This window comes from Pseudomonas sp. FEN, from assembly GCF_904067045.1.
Classification (GTDB): Bacteria; Pseudomonadota; Gammaproteobacteria; order Pseudomonadales; family Pseudomonadaceae; genus Aquipseudomonas.
The window spans coordinates 335509-358919 of the sequence record NZ_CAJFDC010000013.1 but is presented as its reverse complement, the minus strand read 5'-3'; the positions used below and the strand labels follow the sequence as shown (position 1 = coordinate 358919).

The window sequence follows — 23411 nt, the reverse complement described above, 5'->3', positions numbered from 1 at the left end:
CTAGAGCGACTACGTCACGTGTGGCGTGCGCCGGGACGGCGCGGTAAAGCCTGGAAAAAAGTCCTGAATGTTACTGTTTTGTAGTGGCATTTAACAGTTTTTGTTAGAGCCGGATATCAATCTGACGCTAAGGTTACGCTGCGTTAATCGCCATCATGGCGCCTGATGGAATGGGAAAACCAATGAAATTGTCTTCTGTAGTCGCATTGCTCGTCGTCCTGGCGATGGGCCATGCAGGGATCAGCGAAGCCCGGCAATCGAGGCAGCAGACGGAGTCCGTGGCGGGGGTCTTCGATTACTACTTGCTGACCTTGTCCTGGTCGCCGACCTTCTGTCTGACCCATGCCAATGACCAGCAGTGCAGTGGCAAGGGCTACGGTTTCGTGCTGCATGGCTTGTGGCCGCAGTATGCCAAGGGTGGCTGGCCGCAATCCTGCCCGCCACTGACGCCCTTGACCCAGCAGGAACGGCAGCAGGGCCTCGGCTTGTTCCCTACGGGCAAGCTGCTGGAGCATGAGTGGAACAAGCACGGCACCTGCAGTGGCCTGGGGGCTTCGGGCTACCTGAAAGCGGCTGACCAGGCGTTGGGAGCCGTAGTGGTGCCGCAGGCCCTGCAACCTTCGACCACGCCGCGCGAATATTCCGCCGAGCAGATCGTCCAACTGTTCCGGCAGAGCAATCCAGGGCTGCCCGAAGGCGGTGTGACGGTACGTTGCAGCGGACCGGAGTTGGCCGAGGTACGGGTCTGCCTGACCAAGGACCTGGGCTTCGGTGAGTGTGGCAAGGGCGTCAGGAATCAATGCCGGCAGGGGCCGGTGCGCCTGCCGCCGATCCGCTGATTGCTCCGCGAGACCTGGGCGACGCGTGATTCGCCGCGTTGTCACGGGTTCCCGGGGGCAAGTGCCGGGTCGTGCACAAATGTTCAAGACAGACGCGCTGCGGGCTGGCAAAGTCAGCGTCTTTTTCCTTGTGCTCGAGTCTTATGTCCGATCATCTGTTACCGCGCACCGCCTTCCTGCGCGGTGCCATGGCTATTATCCCATTGTCCCTGGCGACCGCGCCCTGGGGATTGCTGGCTGGCTCCATGGCCATCGAGGCCGACCTGACGCCGCTGCAAGGCCAGGGTTTGTCCAGCATTGTATTTGCCGGCGCCGCGCAACTGGTCGCCATCGGCATGCTCAAGGGCGGCGCCGGGATTTTCTCGATCCTGCTCACCACCGCGCTGTTGACCTCACAACATCTGTTGTACGGCATGAGCATGCGTTCGGTGATTGCCCCGCTGCCCGGCCGTTGGCGGGTCGGTTTGGGGTTCCTGCTCACCGACGAACTGTTCGCCCTGACCAGCCAGCACGACAAGCAACAGTTCAATCGCTGGTATGCGCTGGGGGTGGGGCTGACGTTCTATATCGCCTGGAACCTGTTCACCCTGGCGGGAATCGTACTGGGCCGCAGTATTCCCGGTCTTGAGCACCTGGGGCTGGATTTCTCGATCGCGGCGACCTTCATTGCCCTGATCGCCCCGGTGGTGCGCAATGTGCCAACCGTGGTCTGCGTGGCCGTGTCGTTGTTCTGTTCGGTGCTGTTCAGCTACTGGCAGTGGGGTTCGGCACTGGTCCTGTCGGGGCTGGCGGGGATGACCGCGGGGTTTGTCTGCAACAAGCTGTGGGGGCGCGCATGATGGTCTGGGCGGTGATAGTCGGGATGGGCTTGCTGGTGTTCCTCAATCGTTATGTGTTTCTCGAACCGCGCTCGCCGGTGCGCCTGAGCAGCAACGCCCGGCAGTTCCTCGGCTTTGCCGTGCCGGGCATGCTCACGGCGATCTGCGGCCCGATCGTGTTCATGCCCGATCACCAGTTGAACCTGCGGTACGACAATCCGTACCTGCTCAGCTCACTGGTCGCCGTCGGCCTGGTGCTCTACACCCGCAATACCTTGCTCAGCATGTTGCTGAGCATGGCGTTCTTTTTCCTGCTGCGCTGGTGGTTGGCGTGATCTCGGGCCGAGTCTTCAGAAACACCGCGCCACCCCTGTAGGCGCTCCGGCACAACGTTATTGTCGTGCCCACAACCTGGCGTCGGCTTAGCCCAGTGCCTCGCGCAACCGATGCCACAACATCCCCAGCGCCAGCAGCGGCGAGCGCAAGGCCTTGCCTCCCGGGAAGGTCATGTGCGGCACCGCGCTGAAGATATCCATGCCTTTGCTCTGGCCGGCATGGATCGCCTCCGCCAGCAGTCGGGCGGTCCAGTGGGTCACGTTGACGCCATGCCCCGAATAGCCCTGGGCATAGAACACATTCGGATGCTGTTGCAGGCGCCCGACCTGGGGGAAACGATTGGCGGTGATGCCGATCATGCCGCCCCATTGATAGTCGATGCGCGCATCCGCCAGTTGCGGGAACACCTTGAGCATCTTCGGTCGCATATAGGCGCCGATATCCGCCGGATCGCGTCCGGAGTAATGGCAGGCACCGCCGAACAGCAGTCGCTTGTCGGCCGAAAGACGGTAGTAATCCAGGCCGACCTTCTGGTCGCACAGCGACAGGTTCTGCGGAATCAACTCGGCCGCCACCTCGGCTGCCAGTGGTTCGGTGGCGATGATGTAACTGCCGGCCGGCAGCACCTTGCCGCTCAGGCGTGGCTCCAGGTCGTCCAGGTGCGCGTTGCAGGCCAGTACCAGGCTGGCGGCGCGCACCGTGCCGGCGGCACAGCGCACCTCCACGGTATCGCCATGGATCAGCTCCAGCACTGGGCTGTGCTCGAAGATCCGTACCCCCAGCGCCTGCGCCGCCCGCGCTTCCCCGAGCACCAGCTTGAGCGGGTGCAGATGCCCCGAGCCACGGTCGATCAGGCCACCGGCATACAGCGTGCTGGCGACCACCTGGGCCATATCCTGGGGCGCGACAAGCCGGGTTTCATGGGCATAGCCCAACTCCGCCAGGTGGTCCTGCTCGGTGCGGAACGCGGCGAACTGTGCCGGGGTGTTGGCCAGTTCGCAGAAGCCCCAGCGCAGGTCGCAGTCGATGGCATGCTCGCGGATGCGATTGCCCACCACCTCGACCGACTCGATGCCGGCACGCTCCAGGTATCGCACACCTTCCGCGCCAACGTATTTGGCAAAACCACTGACATCATGGCCGATGCCCCGAATCAGCTGTCCACCGTTGCGCCCGCTGGCGCCCCAGCCGATCCGCCGGCCTTCGAGCAGCACCACCGAGAGTCCGCGTTGCGCCAGTTCGATGGCGGTGTTGAGGCCGGTAAAACCGCCGCCGATCACACACACATCGGCATTCACCCGCGACTCGAGCCGAGGGTAAGCCGGCAACGGACCGGCGGTGGCCGCGTAGTAGGAGCGGGCATGTTCCATTGTGCTGGCTTGACTCATTACAGCAAGGCCAGTGCTAGCGGAACGATGGATTTCAATGGACGCATTCGACACCTCTTGGGGTTGTTTTCAGTCTGGGTGTGGGGGTGGAGTCAGACGCTCAGCAGCAGGAACTCGCGCTCCCAGGAACTGATCACGCGCTTGAAGTTTTCGTGTTCGGCGCGTTTGACCGCCACGTAGCCGCGCACGAACTGGGTACCCAGGTAGCGTTCGAGGGTCGGGCACTCCTCCATGTGCGCCAGCGCGTCCTCGATGGTGATCGGCAGGCGCAGGTTGCGTCGTTCATAGGCGCGGCCTTCGACCTTGGCGCTCGGCGCGATCTGCTCGACCATGCCCAGGTAGCCGCACAACAGGCTCGCGGCAATGGCCAGGTAAGGGTTGGCATCGGCGCCGGGCAGGCGGTTTTCCACGCGCATGGCGTCGGGACTGGAGGTCGGTACCCGCAGGCCCACGGTGCGGTTTTCCTCGCCCCATTCGACGTTGACCGGCGCCGAGGTGTCCGGCAGGAAGCGGCGGAACGAGTTGACGTTGGGCGCGAACATCGGCAAGACCTTGGGGATGTACTTCTGCAAGCCGCCGATGTGGTGCAGGAACAGCTCGCTCATCTGCCCGTCGTCATTGACGAAGATCGGTTTGCCGGTGGCGCTGTCGACCACGCTCTGGTGCAGGTGCATGGCGCTGCCGGGCTCATCGGCGATGGGCTTGGCCATGAAGGTCGCGGTCACATTGTGCTTGAGCGCGGCTTCACGCATCGTGCGCTTGAACACAGTGATCTGGTCGGCCAGGTCCAGGGCATCGCCATGGCGGAAGTTGATTTCCATCTGCGCCGGGCCGTCTTCGTGGATCAGCGTGTCGAGGTCCAGGCCCTGGGCCTCGCACCAGTCGTAGACGTCTTCGAACAGCGGATCGAATTCGTTGGCGGCATCGATGGAGAACGACTGCCGACCGCTTTCGGCCCGACCCGAACGGCCCAGCGGTGCCTTGAGCGGCAAGTCCGGGTCATCGCAGCGCTGAGTCAGGTAGAACTCCATTTCCGGTGCGACGATGGGCTGCCAGCCTTTATCGGCATAGAGCTTGAGGACTTTTTTCAGGACATTGCGTGGTGACAGCTCGATCGGGTTGCCCTGCTTGTCGAAGGTGTCATGGATCACGATGGCGGTCGGCTCGATGGCCCAGGGCACCATGTAGATCGCCGACGAATCCGGCCGGCAGATCATGTCGATATCGGCCGGGTCGAGCAGGTCGTAATAGAGATCGTCGTCGACGAAGTCCCCCGTTACCGTTTGCAAAAGCACACTTTCCGGCAGGCGCATGCCTCGCTCATGCAGGAACTTGTTGGTGGGTGCGATCTTGCCGCGGGCGATACCGGTCAGGTCACTGACCACGCACTCTACTTCGGTAATCTTGTGTTCTTTCAGCCAGGCGGACAGCTGATCGAAAGGGGCATTCATAAAGACCTCGGCGTTGGTTTTTTTCTGCGCCGGGTGACGCGCCCGCATCCCGGTCGAGCGGCGAGAGACTTCCCCTGCGGCGCATTGGCGACTATCTTGGGCGAGCGATGGGGGTCTCATCTATCCACTTTATGACGTCACAATACGCACCAAATAAGTGCGAGCGGTCAGCCGATGACAGAGTCAAACGCCTTGCGGGTTCAAGCCTTCAACACCGCCGATGTGGCCGAGCAGATACGCGCGACACCGGGTTGGGTGCAGCATTACCAGCAGATGTCGCCGGGGCATTTCGCCGGGCAGATTCGTTACCTGGACCTGCAAGGGGTGCAGATCTACGAGGAGTGCATGAACACCCGGGTCGAGCAGAACTTCAGTGCGCCGCCAGGGGCGCTGGCGTTCTGTTTCGATCGCAGTGACAACGCCTTGTATGTGCTCAATGGCGAGAGTCGCAATATCTGGATCACCCCCGAGAACTATCAGGAAGTGGCGGTGGTGTTCGGGGCGGAGTTCGTTCGGTACCACGGCCTGGATGTGGCGCGCCTGGAGGGGTTGTTCATGGCGCCGCTCAACTCGCAGCAGAATGCTTTGTTCAGCCGCTGGTTGAGCGGGACCTTGACCCGCCTGGCGCAGACCTTCGATCCGCCGGATCGGGAAAGCCTCACGCAGCAACTGCTGGACGACTGCCTGTACATTCTCGACAACGCCGTCTGCCTGGATCACGAATCCCTGCAGCGCCGCGCCGAGGAGCGTTCGATCATGAAGCGCATCGGCGAGTGGGCGGCCGATTCGCCGGAGCAGACCCTGAACCTGCTGGAGCTTTCCCGGGTCGCCGGGGTGTCATTGCGCCAGTTGCAGCACGCGTTCAAGGCCTATACCGCGATGACACCGAGCCACTGGCTACGCCTGCGTCGACTCAACAGCGCCCGCCATGAACTGCTCGGGCACAAGGCCCAGGACAAGACGGTGGCCGAGGTGGCGATGAATTGGTCGTTCTGGCACCTGGGGCGTTTTTCGAACAGCTACCGGGCGCTGTTCGGCGAACTGCCCAGCGAGACGCTCAAACGCAGTCAGCGGCCGCGCTGAGCCGCGCCTCAAGCATCGCGCAACAGGTCATTGGCATTGAGCAGGGCGTAGGCAATCTGCGGGTTTTTCTCCAGGCCCCGGCGGATCGCCGCCGGAATCGATTGGCGGGTCTTGCGGCACAGGCCGGGGTGTTCGGCGATCTGGATGTCGATGCCGCGCATGGTGCGTACTTCGTTGAAGCCCGGGGCGACGGCCACGCGCAGCCCCAACTGTTCGTACATGCGCTGTTGCAGGCGTTCGAGGTCCGCCAGGCTCTGCAGGTTTTCCAGACGCTCGAGCAGACGCTTCTCCTCCTGACGGGTCAGGCCCAGGATGCGCAGGTCGGCGCCGTGTTTTTGCAGCAATTGTTCCCGCTCGCAATTGCAGGCGCCGGGTGGGCAGGGTTGGCGGGTCGGAAGTGAGACGCTCATGGGCTCCGATCATAGCCAACCACGCGGGCATTTGCCTATCCGCTTGCGTAGGCCGGCGGACCGAGCCGATATCCGGCCCGGTGCCCAGGTTCGGTCGAACGCTGACAGTGGTTATTCCAGCCCTTCCAGCGCGTGCAGAATCTGGTAGGCGGCCTTGACCCTGACCGGGTTGGGATAATATTTGTTGGCCAGCATCACGATCCCGACTTGCTTCGCCGGCACATAGAGCACATAGGCACCAAAGCCACGGGTCGAACCGGTCTTGTTGAACAGCGCATTTTTTTGTGGTGGCCGCGCCGGGTTGAATGGGCTGACCTTGTGGGCCTCGAGTGCCATTTCCGAAGCGTTGCCCGTCAGCAGTTGATCAAGCTTGACCGGGTAGGGGTAGAACTCCCATCCCAGTCCCTGGGTCGTGCCACCGACCTGGTAGTAACCCATCTGCGTCAGGTCGACGGCTTTGTGCCACGGGGTCTCCAGGGCTTCCGGCCGGAGGTTGGCCTCGACATAGCGCAGCAGGTCGGCCCCGGTGGTCTTGATACCGTAGGCTTCGGCATCCAGTGCGCCCGGGCCGACCCTGACGGGTTTGTCATCCTGGGTATAGCCCTGGGCGTAATGGCTCATCTGCGACTGTGGAACGTGGATATAGCTGTGCTTGAGGCCAAGCTTGGGAAACAGTGTTTTCTCCATCAGTTCATCGAAGGGGGCGCCCAAGCTTTTCGCGGCCACATAACCAAACAGTCCCAGGCTCGGATTCGAGTACTGCCGATGGCTGCCCGCTGCGTAGGTCGGTTTCCATTGCTTGAAGTAGTCGAGCATTTTGTCCTGGGCATCGAATGCCTCCGGGAACTGCAGGGGCAGGCCACCGGCCGAGTAGGTGCCGAGCTGGAGCACGCTGATGCGGTCGAACGCGCTGCCTCGCAGCTCCGGCAGATAGTGGCTGACGCGCTCCGACGGGACCAGCTTGCCTTGCGCCTGGGCATAGCCGGCAAGCGTGGCGGTGAAGGTTTTGCTGACCGAACCGATCTCGAACAGCGTGTCATCGGTCACTGGTTGCCGGCTCGTCCTCGAGGCCACTCCGTAGTAGAAGTGATACGGCTTGCCGTTCACCAGGACGGCAACCGCCATGCCGGGAATATTCTGCTCTTGCATGAGCGGGCTGATCGCCGCGTCGACGATGGTCTCGATGTTGTCCTGGGTCTGGTCCGCCGCGAAGCTGTGGCTGGCGCCGATCAACAACAGTGAGGTCACGAGGACTTCCAGTTTGGCACGCTGGTTTTTGAACATGGTTCAAAGGCTCCCATTATGTTTCATTATGTTAACCGCTCAGCCTGGAGCGGTTTTTTTGTCGAAAATGCGCCGCTGCGATCACCCGGTTGTTGCAGTGAATAGGGATAAAACCCCTGTTTATGCAGCTTTTCACGCGTTTTCGGTTGTCCCTGCAAGCGCCTGGACGCCGAATGTAGTCAGCGCGTGGGAAATCGACAAACAATGAAATTTCGGATTAGCTATTAGAAAAATTAGAGGTTTGAGCATGGTTCGACCGCACTTGCCGCTGAATGCTCTGCGCGCTTTCGAGGCGTCCGCGCGGCACCTGAGCTTCACCCGGGCGGCGATCGAGCTGTGCGTGACCCAGGCGGCAGTGAGCCATCAGGTCAAGGGCCTCGAGCGTCAGTTGAAGGTCACGCTGTTCAAGCGCATTGCCCGTGGGTTGATGCTCACGGCCGAAGGCGAAAGCCTGTTGCCGGTGCTGAACGAGTCCTTCGACCGGATCGCCCAGACGCTGGGGCGCTTCGAGGGCGGACACTATCGGGAAGTGCTGACGGTGGGCGCCGTGGGGACTTTCGCGGTGGGCTGGCTGTTGCCGCGCCTGGCGGATTTTCGCGCCCGCCATCCGTTTATCGACTTGCGTCTGTCGACCCACAACAACCGTGTCGATGTAGCGGCCGAGGGCCTTGATTTTGCCATCCGCTTCGGTGCCGGAGCATGGCATGGCCTGGATGCCCTGCACCTGCTGGAAACGCCACTGTCGATGGTCTGCACCGCGCAGATCGCAGGACAACTGAAAGGCCCGGCCGATGTGCTGAAGCAGACCTTGCTGCGCTCCTATCGCACGGATGAATGGTCGCGTTGGTTTCAGGCGGCGGGCTTGCCGGTCGAGGGGCGGGTCCCCGACAGCATCGTCTTCGACTCCTCGCTGGCGATGATGGAGGCTGCTCTGCAGGGGGCAGGGGTGGCGCTGGTGCCGCTGATGATGTTCACCCGGCAACTGGAGGCGCGGGCGATTCGACAACCTTTCGATATCGGCATCAGCACCGGCAGCTATTGGCTGACGCGTTTGCAGTCTCGTCCCGAAACCGCGGCGATGGCGGCGTTCAGAAGCTGGTTGGGCGAGGCTGTCGCCATGGGGTGAGCCGCGTCAGGAGTGAAGCAGGGCAATCGCGAAGGACACGACAACGGCGCAGGCAATGGCGAAATTCAGGTTCATGGGGCTTCGTCCGACAGATAGGGGCGGGCCTATCGTGGACGGATCGCGGAAAAATAAAAAATTCTGTTTTGCGATTTGAATGATCAATCGAAATGATGATTAAAACGCCGGGTTATATGTCGTTCGGGCCGGGCGGGGTCGCAGCCTATACTCAAGACAGGTGATACCGGCGGCACGACCGTGCCTGGGCCGGGTTTTGGGAGTCGCGATCGTGAGCCGGAGTGCGCTGGTCGTTGCCTTGATGGTACTGCTGGCCGGGTGTGCCGGTCGTGAGCGCGGCCATGAAGCGCCGGTGCCGGCCGCGGTTTCGCCGATGGTCTGGCAGCAAGTCGATGTCGATCTGATCCAGGCTTCCGAGCAAGCCACCGGGCAAGCCGATGGCTGGGCGCGCAGCGCCATGGAGTATTGGCGCACACGCATCTATCAGCAGACCGACGAGAAATTCATTCCCTGGTTTGACGGTTACTGGACCCAGGAGTGGTTGTCGATCAAGGTCGGCTGGTACCGGCTCAATGACAATGGCCAGCCGGACCCCTCGGCCAAGCGCCTGGCGAGCTACCTGCAGGAGCAGTATCGCGCACGGGTACTGGCGCCGGTGGCGTTGGAAATCGATCCCGACGCGATCATGGATCAGGCGGCGCAGTTCTACCTTGAACAGTTGGCCAAGCAGTTGGCGCTGATTGCCCAGCGTTATGGCGTGCCGGCGGACCAACTCGACCAGCACATCAAGCAGATTCCGGCGATCTCCCTGGCCCCGCCCGCCGATCACAGTGTGTCTCTGTATCAAGCGTTGCATGCTGCGCCGTTGGCCAAGCTGCCGGCCTATGTTGCCTTGAACGCTCGTATTCATGCAGCCGGAGGCGCCAGTGACGGAACATCGAGTGCGGGCATCAACTCGGTCGCGCAGCAGACCAGCGACAAGCTCCAGGGCGAGTTCACCAGTCGCGGGGTAGCCGGTGCGGTGGCGACGGCGGTCGGGCGAGTGGCCGGGGCGATGATCTCCCTCGGGGTGGCGGGGGTTCGCGCCATCGTCCATGAGCAGGAGCAGCCGGATAGCCAGGTGCGGATTCGCAAGAGCCTGGGACAGGCCTTCGACAAGGCCTGGCTCAAGCTGGTGTCGGATCCGAGCAGTGGCGTGATGGCCACGACCCACTACCTGGCGGCACAGATCGAAGGGCATCTCGCGACGGTGGTGGAGCAGCGGGTGCTGGTCGAACCGCCGGAGAAAGCCGCTGCGCGTCCTTGATCCTGGTGATGAAAGATCAACACGGGTTGTTCGATAAGGTAGAGTCGGCGAGCCTGTCGCGACCTAATCATTTGGAATCCGATCCCTTCATGCAAAAAAATGCCCAGCGTCCGCTTTGGCGGCTTTACCTGGTTTTTCTGGCACCCATGGTGCTTTCCAATTTTCTCCAGTCGTTTTCCGGCACTCTCAACAGCATTTATATCGGCCAGATGCTTGGCACCCAGGCGTTGGCGTCGGTGTCGGGGATGTTTCCGATCGTATTCTTCTTCATTGCCCTGATCATCGGTTTGGGGGCGGGGGCCTCGGTGTTGATCGGGCAGGCCTGGGGCGCCCGCGAGCCGGACATGGTCAAGGCGGTGGCCGGCACGACGCTGGCCCTGGGCGTCCTGACCGGCCTGGTCGCGGCCGTGCTGGGCAGTGTGTTTGCGCGCCCGGCGCTGATCGGCCTGGGCACGCCCGTCGATGTGCTCGACGAAGCGGTCGGTTATGCCCAAGTAATGATGCTGATCATGCCGCTGTTGCTGGTCTTCGTGCTCTTCACCCAGTTGCTGCGTGGCATCAGCGATACGCTGTCGCCGCTGCTGGCCTTGGCGGTCTCCACGGGTAGCGGCTTGTTCCTGACCCCGGCGCTGATTCGCGGCTGGCTGGGACTGCCGCGGATGGGCATCCAGAGCGCGGCCGTGGGCGGGTTGGTGGGCACGGCGTTGGCGATGCTTTTCCTGGCTTTGCGCCTGCGGCATAAAGCCAGTGTCATGGCGCCGGACCGCCGCTTGCTGATGGCGATGCGCCTGGATTGGGACATCTTGAGCAAAGTCCTGAAAATCGGCCTGCCCACGGGCTTGCAGATGGTGGTGCTGTCGCTGTCCGAGCTGGTGATCCTGTCTCTGGTCAACCAGCACGGATCCCAGGCGACGGCGGCGTACGGCGCGGTGACCCAGATCGTCAACTATGTGCAGTTCCCGGCGTTGTCGATTGCCATTACCGCCTCGATCCTCGGTGCTCAGGCCATTGGTGCCGGGCGTCTGGAGCGCATGGGACCGATCCTGCGCACGGGGCTGATGATCAACGCCTGCCTGACCGGTGCCCTGATTGTCCTGGGGTACGGGTTGTCCCACTGGTTGCTGGGCCTGTTCATCACCGACCCGATCACCCGTGCCCAGGCCGAACATCTGTTGCATATCATGCTCTGGAGCATCCTGGTATTCGGTTTCCAGGCGGTGGTGGGCGGCATCATGCGCGCCAGCGGCACGGTGCTGGTACCGGTGTTCATCTCGATCTTCTGCGTCGTCGGGGTGGAGTTGCCGGTGGCTTATCTGCTCGATGCGCGTTTCGGCCTGGAAGGTGTCTGGATGGCTTTTCCGGTGGCCTACCTGTGCATGCTGGCTTTGCAGGCCAGCTATTACCGGGTGGTGTGGCGGCACAAGCGGATCGAACGGTTGATTTGACCGGGTCCCGGGGCTGAGTGTCCGACGGTATCCAGTGATCGCCACGTGCCACTGTGCAGCGTGGCATGCTGAAAAAGTCGGGCATTGGTATCAGGTGAATAGCGCCGATAGCGACTACCTTGATAAGGGCCGCGCGGACGGGAGTCCGCGTTCCCTACAAATAACAACAAGAGAGTCGGCTCATGATGTTTGAACCCCTTGCGCGTTCGCTCCTGGCGACGGCGCTGATCCTGGTGTTTTCCCCTGTACAGGCTGCTTCCCAGGCTCCGGTCGCGGGCGAGAATGGCATGGTGGTCACGGCGCAGCACCTGGCTACCCATGTCGGTGTCGATGTGCTCAAGTCCGGCGGCAATGCGGTCGATGCCGTGGTCGCCGTCGGTTATGCGCTGGCGGTGGTCTATCCGGCAGCCGGTAACCTGGGCGGCGGCGGCTTCATGACAGTACAGTTGGCCGATGGCCGCAAGACCTTCCTCGATTTCCGCGAAAAAGCCCCGCTGGCCGCCACGGCCAATATGTACCTGGACAAGGATGGCAATGTCGTTCCTGACCTGAGTTCGAAAGGACATCTGGCGGTTGGCGTACCCGGGACCGTCTCGGGTATGGAGTTGGCGCTGGAAAAATACGGCACGAAAAAACGCGCACAGGTCATGGCTCCCGCCATCAAGCTGGCGGATGAAGGCTTTGTGCTTGAGCAGGGCGATATCGACCTGCTGCACACCGCCACCGACGAGTTCAAGAAAGACATTCACGATTCGGGCTCGATCTTTCTGAGCAAGGGCGAGCCGATGCGGGTCGGCCAGAAGCTGGTACAGAAAGACCTGGCCAAAACCCTCAAGGAAATTTCCGCCAAGGGCCGTGACGGCTTCTACAAGGGCTGGGTCGGCAAGGCTATCGTCGACTCAAGTCAAGCCGGCAAGGGCATCATCACCCAGGCTGACCTCGACAAGTACAAGCCCCGCGAGCTGGCGCCCATAGAGTGCGATTACCGTGGCTACCACGTGGTCTCGGCACCACCACCGAGTTCCGGCGGCGTGGTGATCTGCGAGATCATGAACATCCTCGAAGGCTATCCGATGGCGGACCTGGGCTACCACTCGGCCCAGGGCCTGCACTATCAGATCGAAGCCATGCGTCACGCCTACGTCGACCGCAACAGTTACCTGGGAGACCCCGATTTCGTCAAGAACCCGGTGGCGCACCTGCTGGACAAGGGCTACGCCGAGAAGCTGCGGGCGGCCATCGAACCCCAGAAGGCCGGAATCTCCCAGGACATCAAGCCCGGTGTGGCGCCCCATGAAGGCAACAACACCACCCATTACTCGATCGTCGATAAGTGGGGCAACGCGGTGTCGGTGACCTACACCCTCAACGACTGGTTCGGTGCCGGCGTCATGGCGAGCAAGACCGGGGTCATCCTCAACGATGAGATGGACGACTTCACCTCCAAGGTCGGCGTACCGAACATGTACGGCCTGGTACAGGGCGAAGCCAATGCCATCGCGCCGGGGAAAACGCCGCTGTCATCGATGAGCCCGACCATCGTCACCAAGGATGGCAAGGCGGTCATGGTGGTGGGTACGCCCGGCGGCAGTCGGATTATCACCGCGACCTTGCTGACCATGCTCAATGTGATCGACTACGGGATGAACATTCAGGAAGCGGTGGACGCGCCGCGTTTCCATCAGCAGTGGATGCCGGAGACCACCAACCTGGAGAATTTCGCGCTCAGCCCGGATACCCGCAAGATCCTCGAAAGCTGGGGCCACAAGTTTGCCGGTCCCCAGGACGCGAATCACCTGGCGGCAATCCTGGTCGGCGCACCGTCGCTCGGTGGCAAGCCGGTGGGCAACAACCGCTTCTATGGGGCGAACGATCCGCGTCGTAATACGGGGCTGTCGCTGGGATACTGAGGCTCACGCGTAACCTGTGGGCGCCGGCTTGCCGGCGATGGCGATGTCACATTCGGCAGCGCCATTGCTGGTAGCCGGAACTCTCTGGCTACTCGTTTAGAATCGGGCGATGTTCTTCAGGGTGATCGGCACGATAACCCGGTGAAAAGGCCCCACAGGAAGCATGTAGAGCTTGCCCAGGCGATTATGTGTACGCACCACCGTCGACAGGGTGATCGTCCGTGTACCCTCCGGCGTCATGGCCGAGCGGTTGAGCGTCAGGTAGACGTCCAGGTGCTTGTCCCGATCGGCGAGTACCACCTCGTCGGGTCGATTGGCGATCAGGGTGAAGATACCCACCCGATCATTTACGTCATAGGACGCATCATCCCTGGACAGGTCGATCCGGGTCAGGCGCCCAAGGTCCTTGAGCCCGAACATCCGCACAAGACGATTGCGCAAACCCATCAGGCTGTCGATCCAGGCTGGTGTCATAGACATCAGGTTCAAGGCATGTCGCAGGGCAGTGCGCTCGGTGTTGTCGACGTCCACGCAGTGGCTATCGACGAAGCTCGCCCCCGGCAGGTACTGATGGATGGCCGAGTCGGCGGGAAGAGGGCATGTCCGTATATTGGGTTTCATCGCGCTTCCTTGCAAAAAGGGCACCTTTCGGTGCCCTTGCTTTTGGCTAAAGACCCTTGGCCTTGGGGATGTAGGCCACGCTGCCACTTTCTTTCTTCTTGGCAATCCGCGCGCCATTGGTGAGCTCGGTGGTCACCACCTCATGGTCGGCCGCCAGGTAGCTCAACGGCACTTCGTCGTGTTTGCTGTAGCTGGTGACGATCAGGGTACGTGACGGGTCCCAGCGTTGGCCGCTGGTTTTCTCCAGCCAGGCCATGAATGCAGCGCTGTCGCCGGTACGTGGGTAGTCCTGGGAGTTATTGACGTAGTAGAACGGCGTGCCCTGGTTGTTCATGTACATCGGCACTTTGTTGTCGATCTCGATCATGACCATTTTCCATTCATTCCAGGGCATTTGCTGGGTCGCCTTGGCCTTTACGTCATCGGCGAACTTGATCACGCCGCCGCCGCCGTTGGTCCACGGGTAGAGCACGCCGATCACCAGCACCAGGAGCAGCGCCGCGGCCCCAAAGCCTTTCGCCCAGCCGGGACCGGCGACCTTGCCGGCCGCGCGTTTCTCTTCGAGGCGCCGGGTCACCCACCAGGCCGCCAGCAATTGGGCGAATGGCACCAGAGGCAGCACGTAGTAGCTGCGTCGGCTACCGCTGAGGGTGAAGAACAGGAACAACAGCCCCAGTGCCCAGACCAGCCAGCGGGTGTTGGGCTCGATCTTCTTCCATTGGCGTAGGGCGACCCACAGGCCGAGCATCCAGAACGGTGCCCAGGGCAAGGTGTAGGCCGGCAGGTAGATCAGGTAGGTGTAGATCGGGCCCATATGGTCGAAGGGGTTGAAGAACCGGACCACGTTTTCCCTGAATACCAGCGCCAGGCCGCTCTCGCTGTAGGTCGGCGAACCATAGAAATGCGACAGCACGAACGGGATGGCGTACAGCGCGCCGGCAATGGCCAGGGCGACGAACACGCGTGGGTTGAGGTGACGCTTCCAGCGCCCGTCGGCCAGCACGTGCGGCAGCAGGATCAGTCCCGGCAGGACGAAGCCGATCAGCCCCTTGAGCAGTGAAGTCAGGGCCAGGATCAGGAAAAACACCGTGTAGCGGCCCAGGCGGGTGTCATCCGGCCCGCGCCAGTACCACCAGATGGCCGCGACCACGCCGAACACCGTGAGGATGTCAGCGGTCGCCACTCGTGCCCAGAATACGAAATAGAAGGTGGTGGCCAGCATCCAGCCAGCGATCAGGCCAGTGCCTTTGCGCCACAGACGCTCGCCGATCAGATAGACCAGCCAGACCGTCAGCCAGGCGGCAATCACCGACGACAGGCGCAACGACCAGTGGCCCAGGCCACCCATCAGCCCAGCGCTGGCGGTGATCAGCCAATAGGACGGTAGTGGCTTGTCGTAATAGGGCGAGCCCCTGAGGTAGGGGTCGAAATAGTTGCCCGACTGCAGCATCTGCAGGGCAATGTTGGCCCAGCGGGTTTCCGCGCCCCACAACTCTCGTTGGCCAAGGCCCACCAGCAGAAGGATGGCCGATACGATAAGCAGGAGCGTCAGCGCGCCCTTGTCTGTTTTCCAGAAACTCTGATTCATGGTTGGGTCTGCGGGAAGATCATGATGATGGTATTACCCTTTTGATAACGCTTGCCGTCCAGTGGGAGCTGCTCGACTTCACGTATTTCGTCCACGCTCTTGACGCGCATGACTACACCGACCGAGCCTTGTTTACGGGCTTCAGTCATCCATTGTTCGATGCTGGCGGAGGTGACCTTCCGCTCGGCGGCGTCAGGATAGTCGAGACCGTACTTCAATTCACCCGCTGTGTTGAACAAATCCACTCGCGGACGTTGCAGACGCCAGGCCAGGGCGGAGGCCGCCCCCAGTTCGTTGCTCAATAGGCGGTTGGTCTGGCGCAATTCTTCGACATGTTCTGCAATAAATTGGTCCGGCATCTTGTCGTTGATAATATTGGCCGGCATGCCCGCCGGCAGCAGCGCCACCAGCAAGCCGATCCCCAGCGCCGGCATGGCCCAGAGGGTCAGCGGGCGTAGCGCTTGCAGGGCGTTGGCGATGATCCAGCCCATCAGCATGATGAACACCAGCGAGAGATTGAAGACTTCCGCGTGGCTGTTGGCGTAGATCGAACGGCTGGTTTGCAGGTAGATCAAGGCGGCCAGGGCTACCACGCCGAGGATCAGGTTGAGCCAGCCATTGATCCGCAACAGCCGGCCTTCGGCGCGGGCCACGCGATCGATCAGCGCATTGCCCATCATCAGGGCCAGTGGCAACAGGCACGGCATGATGTAGGTCGGCAGTTTGCCTCGGCTCAGGCTGAAAAAGGCCAGGGGCAACAGGAACCACAACCACAGGAAACCGGTACCGGGCTGGCGCTTCTCTGCCCAGGCTTGCTTGAATGTCGGCAGCAGCAGCACCGACCATGGCAGGCAGGACACCACCAGCAGCGGCAGGTAGAACCACCAGGGCCGGGCGTGCTGGGCGTTGTCCCCGGCAAAGCGCTGGATGTGTTCGTGCCAGAAGAAGAAATTCCAGTAGTCGGGCTCCTGGGCATTGACCGCCAGCACCCAGGGCAGGGCAATGATGATCGCCACTACCACGGCCAGCGGGCCATAGCGCAACAGTTCACCCAGGCGGCGCTGCCAGACCATGTAGGGCAGGGCGATCAGTACCGGTAACAGCAGGGCCAGGAAACCCTTGGTCAGGAAACCCATGCCGCAAGCCAGGCCGAGTCCGGCCCAGGCGTACAGGCGATGGCGTCGCTCGCTGCTGTCGACCGCGAACCAGAAGGCAAAGAGGCTCAGGTTCGACCACAGGGTGAACTGCGGGTCGAGGTTGGCATAGCTGGCTTGTCCGGCAATCAGGCCGAAACTCATGAACAGCAAGGCCGAGGCGAAGCTCTTGCGCGGATCGTTCCACAGGCGCCGGGCGATCAGGTACGTCAATAGCACGCTGAGGCCAGTGGCCACGGCCGACGCCACCCGCACCCCGAAAAGGTTGTCACCAAATATTGCCTGGCCGATGGCAATCATCCAGTAGCCGGCGATGGGCTTTTCGAAGTAGCGCAAGCCCATGAAATGTGGAGAGGTCCAGTTGCCGCTCAACAACATCTCCTGACCGATCTGGGCGTAGCGGGGTTCGTCGGGAATCCACAAACCGTGGCCCGTCATGGGCAGCAGGTAGAACACCGCGAAGGCCAGTATCAGGAGCGGTACGGACCAGCGCCTGAGCGTTGCGGCGGAGAGAGGGAATACGTGAGGGTTCATGAGTCGACCTTAGCGGTGAGCGCCGCGGCTGGGGTTTAAGCGGATCACGCACAATGCATGTACTTGAGGGCCCAATCCAGGGTGTTGATGTTTAAAAACTGTAAAGGATAGACAAGACCGGGCGAGGACGCAGGGGAATGTAGAGACGCACAGGTGGGAGCGAGGTGAAAGGGTTGTGAAAAAATTGGAAAGAGCGCCAGGAGCCCCGTACTAGTGGGGTTTCATAAACATTTTGTAATACTTTGTTGGGCGCCCGTGGAGGGGGTCGTTGCTTGGGGGGCTCGCGATGAACTCAAGCATGGCGTGGGTAGCTGAAACGCCATGCTGCTCTCAAGTCTATCGCGAGCAAGCTCGCTCCTACGATGGTTTGTGGTTGAACCTATTCGCCGCGAATGTACTGTTCCAGTTGTCGGATCAGGTCGGCCTGTTCGGCAATGGCTTCCTTCACCAGGTCGCCGATGGACAGCAGGCCGATCAGTTGTCCGCCTTCAACCACTGGAAGATGGCGCAGATGCTTGTCGGTCATGATGCTCATGCAGGACTCCACCGTCTGGTGCGAGTCCACGGTGATCACCGGGGCATTCATGATCTCGTGGACCTTGGTGGTGACCGAACTGAGCCCGTGGAGGATTACTTTGCGGGCGTAATCGCGTTCGCTGATGATGCCCACTACCTGGCCGTCTTCGAGTACCGGAAGGGCGCCGACATTTTTCGAAGCCATCAAAATCAGTGCTTCGAACACCGTATGGTTGTGGGCGATCGTATGGACCCCCTGATGCTGGCTACCCTTGAGTTTCAACAGCTCTGCGACGGTTTTCATGGACGGTTCTCTCTTGCTGTTCTTGTTGGGGGCGGTCAGATTCCATTGTGACCGTTCTTACAGAATCGTAGACGGATACCGCGAGGGTAATACGGAAAGCGGCGTTTGGACGCTGAAAAAACGTCACTGCACCGTTTTTTTGCGCAGATGCTCACTGTTCTCTGAGTTAAAAACTTCGTTCCCGTTGTTCAGTTGCTTCCAGTACAGGCCAAATCGCGCCAGGTATTTGCGCAGGCGGTCGGCGTCGTTCGGATTGGTCTTGGTCTGGCGAGAGGCGTTGAACAGTTGGCGTCCGGCATCCGACAGGCTGCTGGCCCGGCGGCAGATTTCGATCACGGCTTTCAGTTGCAAGCGATCGAACAGGTCGAATTCCCGGGTATTTTCTCCGAGTAGCTGATCCAGGGCGTCCTGCGGTTCCGCCAGGCCCCAGGCGCGACGCAGGCGTTCTATCTCGTCCTCGACTTGGGCTTCATCGATACGCCCGCTGTCTGCCAGGGTGGCCATTCTCGTGATCGAGGCCGACAACTCACGGAAGTTGCCGAGCCAGCTCGCTTCACTGGAACAGGCGAATGTCAGGTAGCGGCGCCGGGCTTCGGCGTTGAAGCGCGCCAGATGACCCTGCTCCCGAGCGTGACGTTCCAGTTCGAAATCCAGGTTCGGCTCGATGTCTTCTCGTCTACCCGCGAGTCCCGGCAGGTCGAAGGTCCACAGGTTGATTCGGGCGTACAAGTCTTCACGAAACAGGCCTTCGGCAACACGGCTACGCAGGTCGCGATGGGTGCCGGCAATGATCAGGAAGTCGCTGTCGACTTCTTTATCCGAGCCTAGAGGGAAGAAGCGTTTCTCCTCGACGGCCTTGAGCAGCATTACCTGCTCGTCCAGGCCCAGCTCACCGAGCTCATCCAGGAACAGCAGGCCAGTGTCAGCCGCTCGCAACAGGCCCTCGCGATTGTTTTGCGCGCCAGTGAACGCGCCTTTGATATGGCCGAACAGCGCAGACATGGCACCGTCGCCGCGCAAGGTGGCGCAATTGACCTCGACAAACCGTCCCTGGATCTGATGCCGGCTGCGCTTGAGTTCATAAATACGTCGGGCGAGAAAAGACTTGCCCGCGCCGGTCGGGCCGATCAGCAGCATTGGTGCGCGTGAACGTACGGCTACGCGTTCGATCTGCTCGATGGTACGGTTGAAGGCGGCATTGCGGGTGGCGATCCCGGACTTGAGGAATGCCAGTCCCTCAAGGCGCTTGTGGGTAAAGCGGGTGGCGATTCGGTCATAACGGGACAGATCGAGGTCGATCAGCGCGTGGGTGCCGATGACCCGGGCTTCTTCATTCAGGTGCCGGGCGGGTGAGGTCTGGATCAGCCGAGCTGGCAGGTAGCGCGCCTCGGTGAGGAGGAACCAGCAGATCTGCGCCACATGGGTGCCGGTGGTGATATGCACGAGGTATTCCTCATGCTCGGTGTCGAAGGAGTATTCGGTGGTGAAGTCATGCAGCGTGGCGTACACCTCCTCAAAATCCCAGGGGTTGCGTAGGGTCATGGGGTGCAGGCGCACTTCGGTCTCCGGCGATACCTGCTGAATGTCGTTGCGTACCCGTTCGGCCAGGCTTACATCCCGGGCGTCGGTGCCGTGGATCAGTTCGAAGCGGTGCACCAGCAAATCAGGCTGTTGGCATAAACCCACGCTTGGCCGCCAGTGACTCCAGCGGTTGGCGCCCTTGCCGACGCGATCGAGGGTGGAACCGATAAAGCCGAGGGTGACACAACGCTTTGCTAGCATCTTTATGCTCTAGGATAAAGTCAGATATTAAAGGATAGAAAAAGGAAGTGCCGCCGTCACTGCTGAAATGACCAGATAGCCTCTATTAAATTTAAAGTTGTTTTAAAACAATAAGTTATAAATATTTTCATTGTCTTCTTAAAACTTGGCATCTTGGCTGCACTACCGTTGTCAGCAGGCAAGACGGTAGAGCGAAAGCGTCCCGGTAGCGTGCTGCTCAATCAGGATAAGGCCGTCGTACCGGCCATCAGGAAATGAAATATGCAAGAACAGACCTACACCATGCTCGAGGTTGCCAACAGCAAGCCGATCAAACTCTGGACCCAGGGTGTTCCGGTCGAGCCCGAGGCGCGTCAGCAGTTGATGAACACGGCGAAGATGCCGTTCATCTTCAAGCACATGGCGGTGATGCCGGATGTGCACCTGGGCAAGGGGTCGACCATCGGCAGTGTGATCCCCACGATGGGAGCAATCATTCCGGCAGCGGTCGGCGTGGATATCGGTTGCGGCATGATTGCCGCTTGCACATCGCTGATCGCCAGTGACCTGCCGGACAACCTGCACGGTTTGCGTACAGCCATCGAACGGGCGGTGCCCCATGGTCGTAGCGGCACTCGCGGTGGGCGGGACAAGGGCGCCTGGGATCATATTCCGACCTCGGCCGATGTGGCGTGGTCGGCGCTGGAGTCGCGTTTCAAGGCGATCACCGACAAGTACCCCAAGCTAGCGAAGACCAACAACCGCAACCACCTGGGGACCCTGGGTTCAGGCAACCACTTCATCGAAGTCTGCCTGGATGAGGCGAACCGCGTCTGGTTCATGCTGCACAGCGGTTCGCGCGGCGTCGGCAACGCCATTGGCAACCTGTTTATCGAACTGGCCCGGGCCGATATGCGCGAGCACATTGCCGACTTGCCGGATCGGGACCTGGCCTACTTCGAAGAGGGCAGCCAGCATTTTGACGATTACGTCGAAGCGGTCGGCTGGGCCCAGGATTTCGCCCGGCAGAACCGTGCGCTGATGATGCAGGCAGTGATCGCGGCGACACGCCAGGTGATCAGCAAGCCCTTTGACGTAGCGCTGGAGGCGGTGAACTGCCATCACAACTATGTACAGAAGGAGAGGCACTTCGGTGAAGACATCCTGGTGACGCGCAAGGGCGCGGTGTCGGCGAAGAAGGGCGAGTTGGGCATCATTCCCGGTTCCATGGGCGCCAAGAGCTTCATTGTGCGTGGGCTGGGTAACGAGGAGTCGTTTTGCTCCTGCAGCCATGGCGCTGGTCGGGCCATGAGCCGCACCCGGGCCAAGCAACTGTTTACTGTCGAGGATCAGGTCCGCGCAACGGCCCATGTGGAGTGCCGCAAGGATGCGGCGGTGATCGACGAAATTCCGATGGCGTACAAGGACATCGACCAAGTCATGCATGCCCAGCGCGAGTTGGTGGATGTGCTGCATACCTTGCGGCAGATGGTGTGTGTAAAGGGGTAGCACGATGAATGATAGAGACGAATTGAAGGGAATGCGGCACTGGCCCTACCAATTGACTGATTACGAAGCCGCTCGCGTCCGGGATGTGTTGGACAATCACACTGCTTGCAGTGCCTGGGTGATATTGAGTCGATCCTACAACGGTTTTGTTCGCGAAGCCGCGTTGCGTGGATTGTCTGATCATGTGAGTGCCGAGGCGCTGGGGGTGCTGTTCGAACGTCTGAATGATTGGGTGCCACAAGTACGGGAACAGGCGGCGCAGGGGCTCGAAAAGTATCTGGTGCCTGAGCGGGCTGACTTGCTGCTTCGAGGTTTGGGAGGGCTGCTGGCACTGACCAACAAGCAGCGCACAGATCATGGGGTCACCTTTGCCAGGGCTCGTGCTTTGTTGCGGACGGGGTCTATACGCCGACAAGTGGAAGAAGCCTTTTTTGGTTCAACGGGAAAAGCTTCGCGATTTCTCTTCGGTGTATTGATCGAAGAATCGGTAGGGCGCATGGCGTTGTTGGAAAGCTCAGTAGTTCATCGGGATCTGACAGTGCGGCAGTTGGCGGTGGATGCCTGTATTGGATTGCCTGCGATACAAGCGCTGCCATTGCTGGAACGAGCGATGCAGTCCTCGGGTGCCAGCGTTAGGGTCAAGGCGCTGCGGGTGCTGTTGACGCGGGTCGAGGACCCGCGAGCGTATTTGCGGGCGGCCATGTTTGACGCGTCTGCTGCCATGCGTTGCTTGGTCCGTTGGGCTGCGTCGCGTTGGCAATTGGATTGCAGGCAAGAGCTATTAAGTCGATTGGTTGGCCCTGTTCCCGACAGTAAACGCGAATGGTTAGGGTTGATCGGTTTGGCCAAGGAACTGAATGAGTCTCTGGCCGACCCGATGCTGGCTCGGGCATTGATGTCTTCTTCGGCCAGCGTGCGGTTACAGGCGTTGCAAGCACTAGGTGAGCGCGGAGTGACGCAGCAGATTGAGGCGCTGGGCGATTCGTCGGACAAGGTTTTCAGCGCGGCGATTGCTTTATTGCGCCAGCAGCCTTGGTCTCGTTTCGAGGCATCGCTGGAGCGTCTCTTGAACACACACTGGTATCAACTGCCTGAAGCACGTCGTTGGCTGCTGTTGACGCTCAAGCCGGGGTGGAGGCAATTGGAGTACTTGTTGCTTCGTCATGAGCAGGGGCGTGATGAGTCGACTTACTGGCTTTATCAACTGGCTCGTTGTTGCAGCACGAGGAGCACTCTGCTGGATTCGAGTACGCCCAAGATGCAGCGCCAGGATTTGCAGCAGCGATTGCAGGAATTGGAAGAGGCAGGGGCGTTACCCAGGGGGAGTGTCAGTCTGCTGAAGTGAGAAATAGGGAAATAACGTTATGTCGAACCTGCAGAAATTGAGGATCATTGAATCGCAAGAAATTGCTTCATTGCGCGAGCGAATGAGCCGCGCAGGTTGCGTCTTCGAGTTTGTGGTGCTGGTCGTCGAGCCTGAGATTTCGGTGAATGAGGCGTTGCATCGACAGGCCCTGATGGCAATGTATGAACAGATCATGGTCAGCCAGCATGAGTGGCGCCAGTCACTGATTCGACTGCGACCGGACTGTATCGACCGGATACCACCCCTGACCTGGAAGCTGGATCAGGCGGTGGCCACGCCTTTGGATCGGGCGAAGGTGTTTGATCTGAGCATCACTCTGTCTCCTCGGTTGAGTCATTCAACGTTGTTTGATGCTTTTTGCGATCCCCCCTATAGCATCAACATTACTGGCGAGTCGGTCGTGGTGCTCTTCAAGGAGTGGCTGGAGCAGCTCGGACTTGATGAGCAGGACGATATTGTGGTGTTGAACTGGGTCGATCGTTTCCAGGCAGATAGTGACAGGGTTGAGGGGCTTCCTAACACGATTCCGTGGAGTAACTACTTCGACGATGGACTGGAGTGGTGGGGTGTCTGGTGCCTGACCGTCTGGAACCCTCGGCGTCGCACACTGAGTGCGCTGGTTGCCAGTGCAACGGATTGAAAGGAAA

20 protein-coding genes are annotated in these 23411 nt (G+C 60.7%); 11 read left to right on the top strand and 9 right to left on the bottom strand.

Going from position 1 to position 23411, the window contains the following annotated elements:
• Positions 1 to 182: 182 nt before the first annotated feature.
• The 3 genes from PFEN_RS15995 (at position 183) to PFEN_RS15985 (ending at position 1992) form a co-directional block, all read left to right on the top strand.
• Positions 183 to 839: a ribonuclease T2 family protein gene (locus PFEN_RS15995; RefSeq protein ID WP_191487781.1), complete on the top strand. Its 657-nt coding sequence runs from the start codon at positions 183 to 185 to the stop codon at positions 837 to 839.
• Positions 840 to 982: 143 nt separating this feature from the next.
• A complete protein-coding gene (locus PFEN_RS15990) occupies positions 983 to 1678 on the top strand; it encodes an AzlC family ABC transporter permease (protein WP_191487780.1) in 696 nt (231 codons plus the stop codon).
• Positions 1678 to 1992, top strand: a complete 315-nt coding sequence (locus tag PFEN_RS15985) for an AzlD domain-containing protein (RefSeq protein WP_191487884.1) — start codon at positions 1678 to 1680, stop codon at positions 1990 to 1992. Before PFEN_RS15990 ends, PFEN_RS15985 begins: the two co-directional genes overlap by 1 nt.
• 87 nt (positions 1993 to 2079) lie before the next feature.
• On the opposite strand, the gene PFEN_RS15980 is transcribed toward PFEN_RS15985, so the two are convergent.
• Complete coding sequence (locus PFEN_RS15980) at positions 2080 to 3381, bottom strand: NAD(P)/FAD-dependent oxidoreductase (RefSeq protein WP_191487779.1); 1302 nt, start codon at positions 3379 to 3381, stop codon at positions 2080 to 2082.
• Between the two features lie 92 nt (positions 3382 to 3473).
• Positions 3474 to 4832 carry a glutamine synthetase family protein gene (locus PFEN_RS15975; protein ID WP_191487778.1) on the bottom strand — a complete coding sequence of 453 codons (1359 nt, stop codon included), beginning with the start codon at positions 4830 to 4832 and terminating at the stop codon, positions 3474 to 3476.
• A gap of 174 nt (positions 4833 to 5006) precedes the next feature.
• Between PFEN_RS15975 and PFEN_RS15970 the strand changes: the two genes are divergently transcribed.
• Complete coding sequence (locus PFEN_RS15970) at positions 5007 to 5915, top strand: helix-turn-helix domain-containing protein (protein ID WP_191487777.1); 909 nt, start codon at positions 5007 to 5009, stop codon at positions 5913 to 5915.
• A gap of 8 nt (positions 5916 to 5923) precedes the next feature.
• Here the strand turns inward: PFEN_RS15970 and PFEN_RS15965 are convergent, their stop codons facing one another.
• Together PFEN_RS15965 and ampC are read right to left on the bottom strand one after the other, a co-directional pair.
• A complete protein-coding gene (locus PFEN_RS15965) occupies positions 5924 to 6325 on the bottom strand; it encodes a hypothetical protein (RefSeq protein WP_191487776.1) in 402 nt (133 codons plus the stop codon).
• A 111-nt stretch (positions 6326 to 6436) separates the two neighbouring features.
• A complete protein-coding gene (gene ampC, locus PFEN_RS15960) occupies positions 6437 to 7609 on the bottom strand; it encodes a class C beta-lactamase (RefSeq protein ID WP_191487775.1) in 1173 nt (390 codons plus the stop codon).
• A gap of 247 nt (positions 7610 to 7856) precedes the next feature.
• Here ampC and PFEN_RS15955 point away from each other — a divergent pair, with 247 nt between their 5' ends.
• The 4 genes from PFEN_RS15955 to ggt all read left to right on the top strand — a co-directional run bounded on the left by PFEN_RS15955 (position 7857) and on the right by ggt (position 13411).
• A complete protein-coding gene (locus PFEN_RS15955; protein WP_191487774.1) occupies positions 7857 to 8735 on the top strand; it encodes a LysR family transcriptional regulator in 879 nt (292 codons plus the stop codon).
• 286 nt (positions 8736 to 9021) lie between these two features.
• Positions 9022 to 10056, top strand: a complete 1035-nt coding sequence (locus tag PFEN_RS15950) for a hypothetical protein (RefSeq protein ID WP_191487773.1) — start codon at positions 9022 to 9024, stop codon at positions 10054 to 10056.
• 89 nt (positions 10057 to 10145) lie between these two features.
• On the top strand, positions 10146 to 11501 hold the full coding sequence (locus tag PFEN_RS15945) for an MATE family efflux transporter (RefSeq protein ID WP_191487772.1): 1356 nt from the start codon (positions 10146 to 10148) through the stop codon (positions 11499 to 11501).
• Between the two features lie 182 nt (positions 11502 to 11683).
• Complete coding sequence (gene ggt, locus PFEN_RS15940) at positions 11684 to 13411, top strand: gamma-glutamyltransferase (protein ID WP_191487771.1); 1728 nt, start codon at positions 11684 to 11686, stop codon at positions 13409 to 13411.
• A 96-nt stretch (positions 13412 to 13507) separates the two neighbouring features.
• Here the strand turns inward: ggt and PFEN_RS15935 are convergent, their stop codons facing one another.
• The 5 genes from PFEN_RS15935 to rtcR form a co-directional block, all read right to left on the bottom strand.
• Positions 13508 to 14032, bottom strand: a complete 525-nt coding sequence (locus PFEN_RS15935) for a DUF2867 domain-containing protein (protein WP_191487770.1) — start codon at positions 14030 to 14032, stop codon at positions 13508 to 13510.
• Positions 14033 to 14078: 46 nt separating this feature from the next.
• Positions 14079 to 15620 carry an ArnT family glycosyltransferase gene (locus PFEN_RS15930; protein WP_191487769.1) on the bottom strand — a complete coding sequence of 514 codons (1542 nt, stop codon included), beginning with the start codon at positions 15618 to 15620 and terminating at the stop codon, positions 14079 to 14081.
• On the bottom strand, positions 15617 to 17308 hold the full coding sequence (arnT, locus tag PFEN_RS15925; protein ID WP_191487768.1) for a lipid IV(A) 4-amino-4-deoxy-L-arabinosyltransferase: 1692 nt from the start codon (positions 17306 to 17308) through the stop codon (positions 15617 to 15619). The genes PFEN_RS15930 and arnT overlap by 4 nt, the downstream gene beginning before the upstream one ends.
• 379 nt (positions 17309 to 17687) lie before the next feature.
• Positions 17688 to 18128, bottom strand: a complete 441-nt coding sequence (locus PFEN_RS15920) for a CBS domain-containing protein (protein ID WP_191487767.1) — start codon at positions 18126 to 18128, stop codon at positions 17688 to 17690.
• 123 nt (positions 18129 to 18251) lie between these two features.
• Positions 18252 to 19910 (bottom strand): RNA repair transcriptional activator RtcR, encoded by a 1659-nt coding sequence (gene rtcR, locus PFEN_RS15915; protein ID WP_191487766.1) that lies wholly within the window; start codon positions 19908 to 19910, stop codon positions 18252 to 18254.
• Positions 19911 to 20171: 261 nt separating this feature from the next.
• Between rtcR and PFEN_RS15910 the strand changes: the two genes are divergently transcribed.
• From PFEN_RS15910 to PFEN_RS15900, 3 genes are read left to right on the top strand one after another with little or no spacing between them, the layout of a single operon-like run.
• The gene (locus PFEN_RS15910; RefSeq protein ID WP_191487765.1) at positions 20172 to 21398 is read left to right on the top strand and encodes an RtcB family protein; all 1227 of its coding nucleotides are present in this window, start codon (positions 20172 to 20174) and stop codon (positions 21396 to 21398) included.
• A gap of 4 nt (positions 21399 to 21402) precedes the next feature.
• Positions 21403 to 22743: a HEAT repeat domain-containing protein gene (locus PFEN_RS15905; protein ID WP_191487764.1), complete on the top strand. Its 1341-nt coding sequence runs from the start codon at positions 21403 to 21405 to the stop codon at positions 22741 to 22743.
• 19 nt (positions 22744 to 22762) lie between these two features.
• Positions 22763 to 23404 carry a hypothetical protein gene (locus PFEN_RS15900; RefSeq protein ID WP_191487763.1) on the top strand — a complete coding sequence of 214 codons (642 nt, stop codon included), beginning with the start codon at positions 22763 to 22765 and terminating at the stop codon, positions 23402 to 23404.
• The last annotated feature ends 7 nt before the right edge of the window (positions 23405 to 23411 follow it).

Coding starts and splice junctions, on each gene's coding strand:
- PFEN_RS15995 (WP_191487781.1), top strand. CDS start 183: ATGAAATTGTCTTCTGTAGTCGCATTGCTCGTCGTCCTGGCGATGGGC.
- PFEN_RS15990 (WP_191487780.1), top strand. CDS start 983: ATGTCCGATCATCTGTTACCGCGCACCGCCTTCCTGCGCGGTGCCATG.
- PFEN_RS15985 (WP_191487884.1), top strand. CDS start 1,678: ATGGTCTGGGCGGTGATAGTCGGGATGGGCTTGCTGGTGTTCCTCAAT.
- PFEN_RS15980 (WP_191487779.1), bottom strand. CDS start 3,381: ATGAGTCAAGCCAGCACAATGGAACATGCCCGCTCCTACTACGCGGCC.
- PFEN_RS15975 (WP_191487778.1), bottom strand. CDS start 4,832: ATGAATGCCCCTTTCGATCAGCTGTCCGCCTGGCTGAAAGAACACAAG.
- PFEN_RS15970 (WP_191487777.1), top strand. CDS start 5,007: ATGACAGAGTCAAACGCCTTGCGGGTTCAAGCCTTCAACACCGCCGAT.
- PFEN_RS15965 (WP_191487776.1), bottom strand. CDS start 6,325: ATGAGCGTCTCACTTCCGACCCGCCAACCCTGCCCACCCGGCGCCTGC.
- ampC (WP_191487775.1), bottom strand. CDS start 7,609: ATGTTCAAAAACCAGCGTGCCAAACTGGAAGTCCTCGTGACCTCACTG.
- PFEN_RS15955 (WP_191487774.1), top strand. CDS start 7,857: ATGGTTCGACCGCACTTGCCGCTGAATGCTCTGCGCGCTTTCGAGGCG.
- PFEN_RS15945 (WP_191487772.1), top strand. CDS start 10,146: ATGCAAAAAAATGCCCAGCGTCCGCTTTGGCGGCTTTACCTGGTTTTT.
- ggt (WP_191487771.1), top strand. CDS start 11,684: ATGATGTTTGAACCCCTTGCGCGTTCGCTCCTGGCGACGGCGCTGATC.
- PFEN_RS15935 (WP_191487770.1), bottom strand. CDS start 14,032: ATGAAACCCAATATACGGACATGCCCTCTTCCCGCCGACTCGGCCATC.
- PFEN_RS15930 (WP_191487769.1), bottom strand. CDS start 15,620: ATGAATCAGAGTTTCTGGAAAACAGACAAGGGCGCGCTGACGCTCCTG.
- arnT (WP_191487768.1), bottom strand. CDS start 17,308: ATGAACCCTCACGTATTCCCTCTCTCCGCCGCAACGCTCAGGCGCTGG.
- PFEN_RS15920 (WP_191487767.1), bottom strand. CDS start 18,128: ATGAAAACCGTCGCAGAGCTGTTGAAACTCAAGGGTAGCCAGCATCAG.
- rtcR (WP_191487766.1), bottom strand. CDS start 19,910: ATGCTAGCAAAGCGTTGTGTCACCCTCGGCTTTATCGGTTCCACCCTC.
- PFEN_RS15910 (WP_191487765.1), top strand. CDS start 20,172: ATGCAAGAACAGACCTACACCATGCTCGAGGTTGCCAACAGCAAGCCG.
- PFEN_RS15905 (WP_191487764.1), top strand. CDS start 21,403: ATGAATGATAGAGACGAATTGAAGGGAATGCGGCACTGGCCCTACCAA.
- PFEN_RS15900 (WP_191487763.1), top strand. CDS start 22,763: ATGTCGAACCTGCAGAAATTGAGGATCATTGAATCGCAAGAAATTGCT.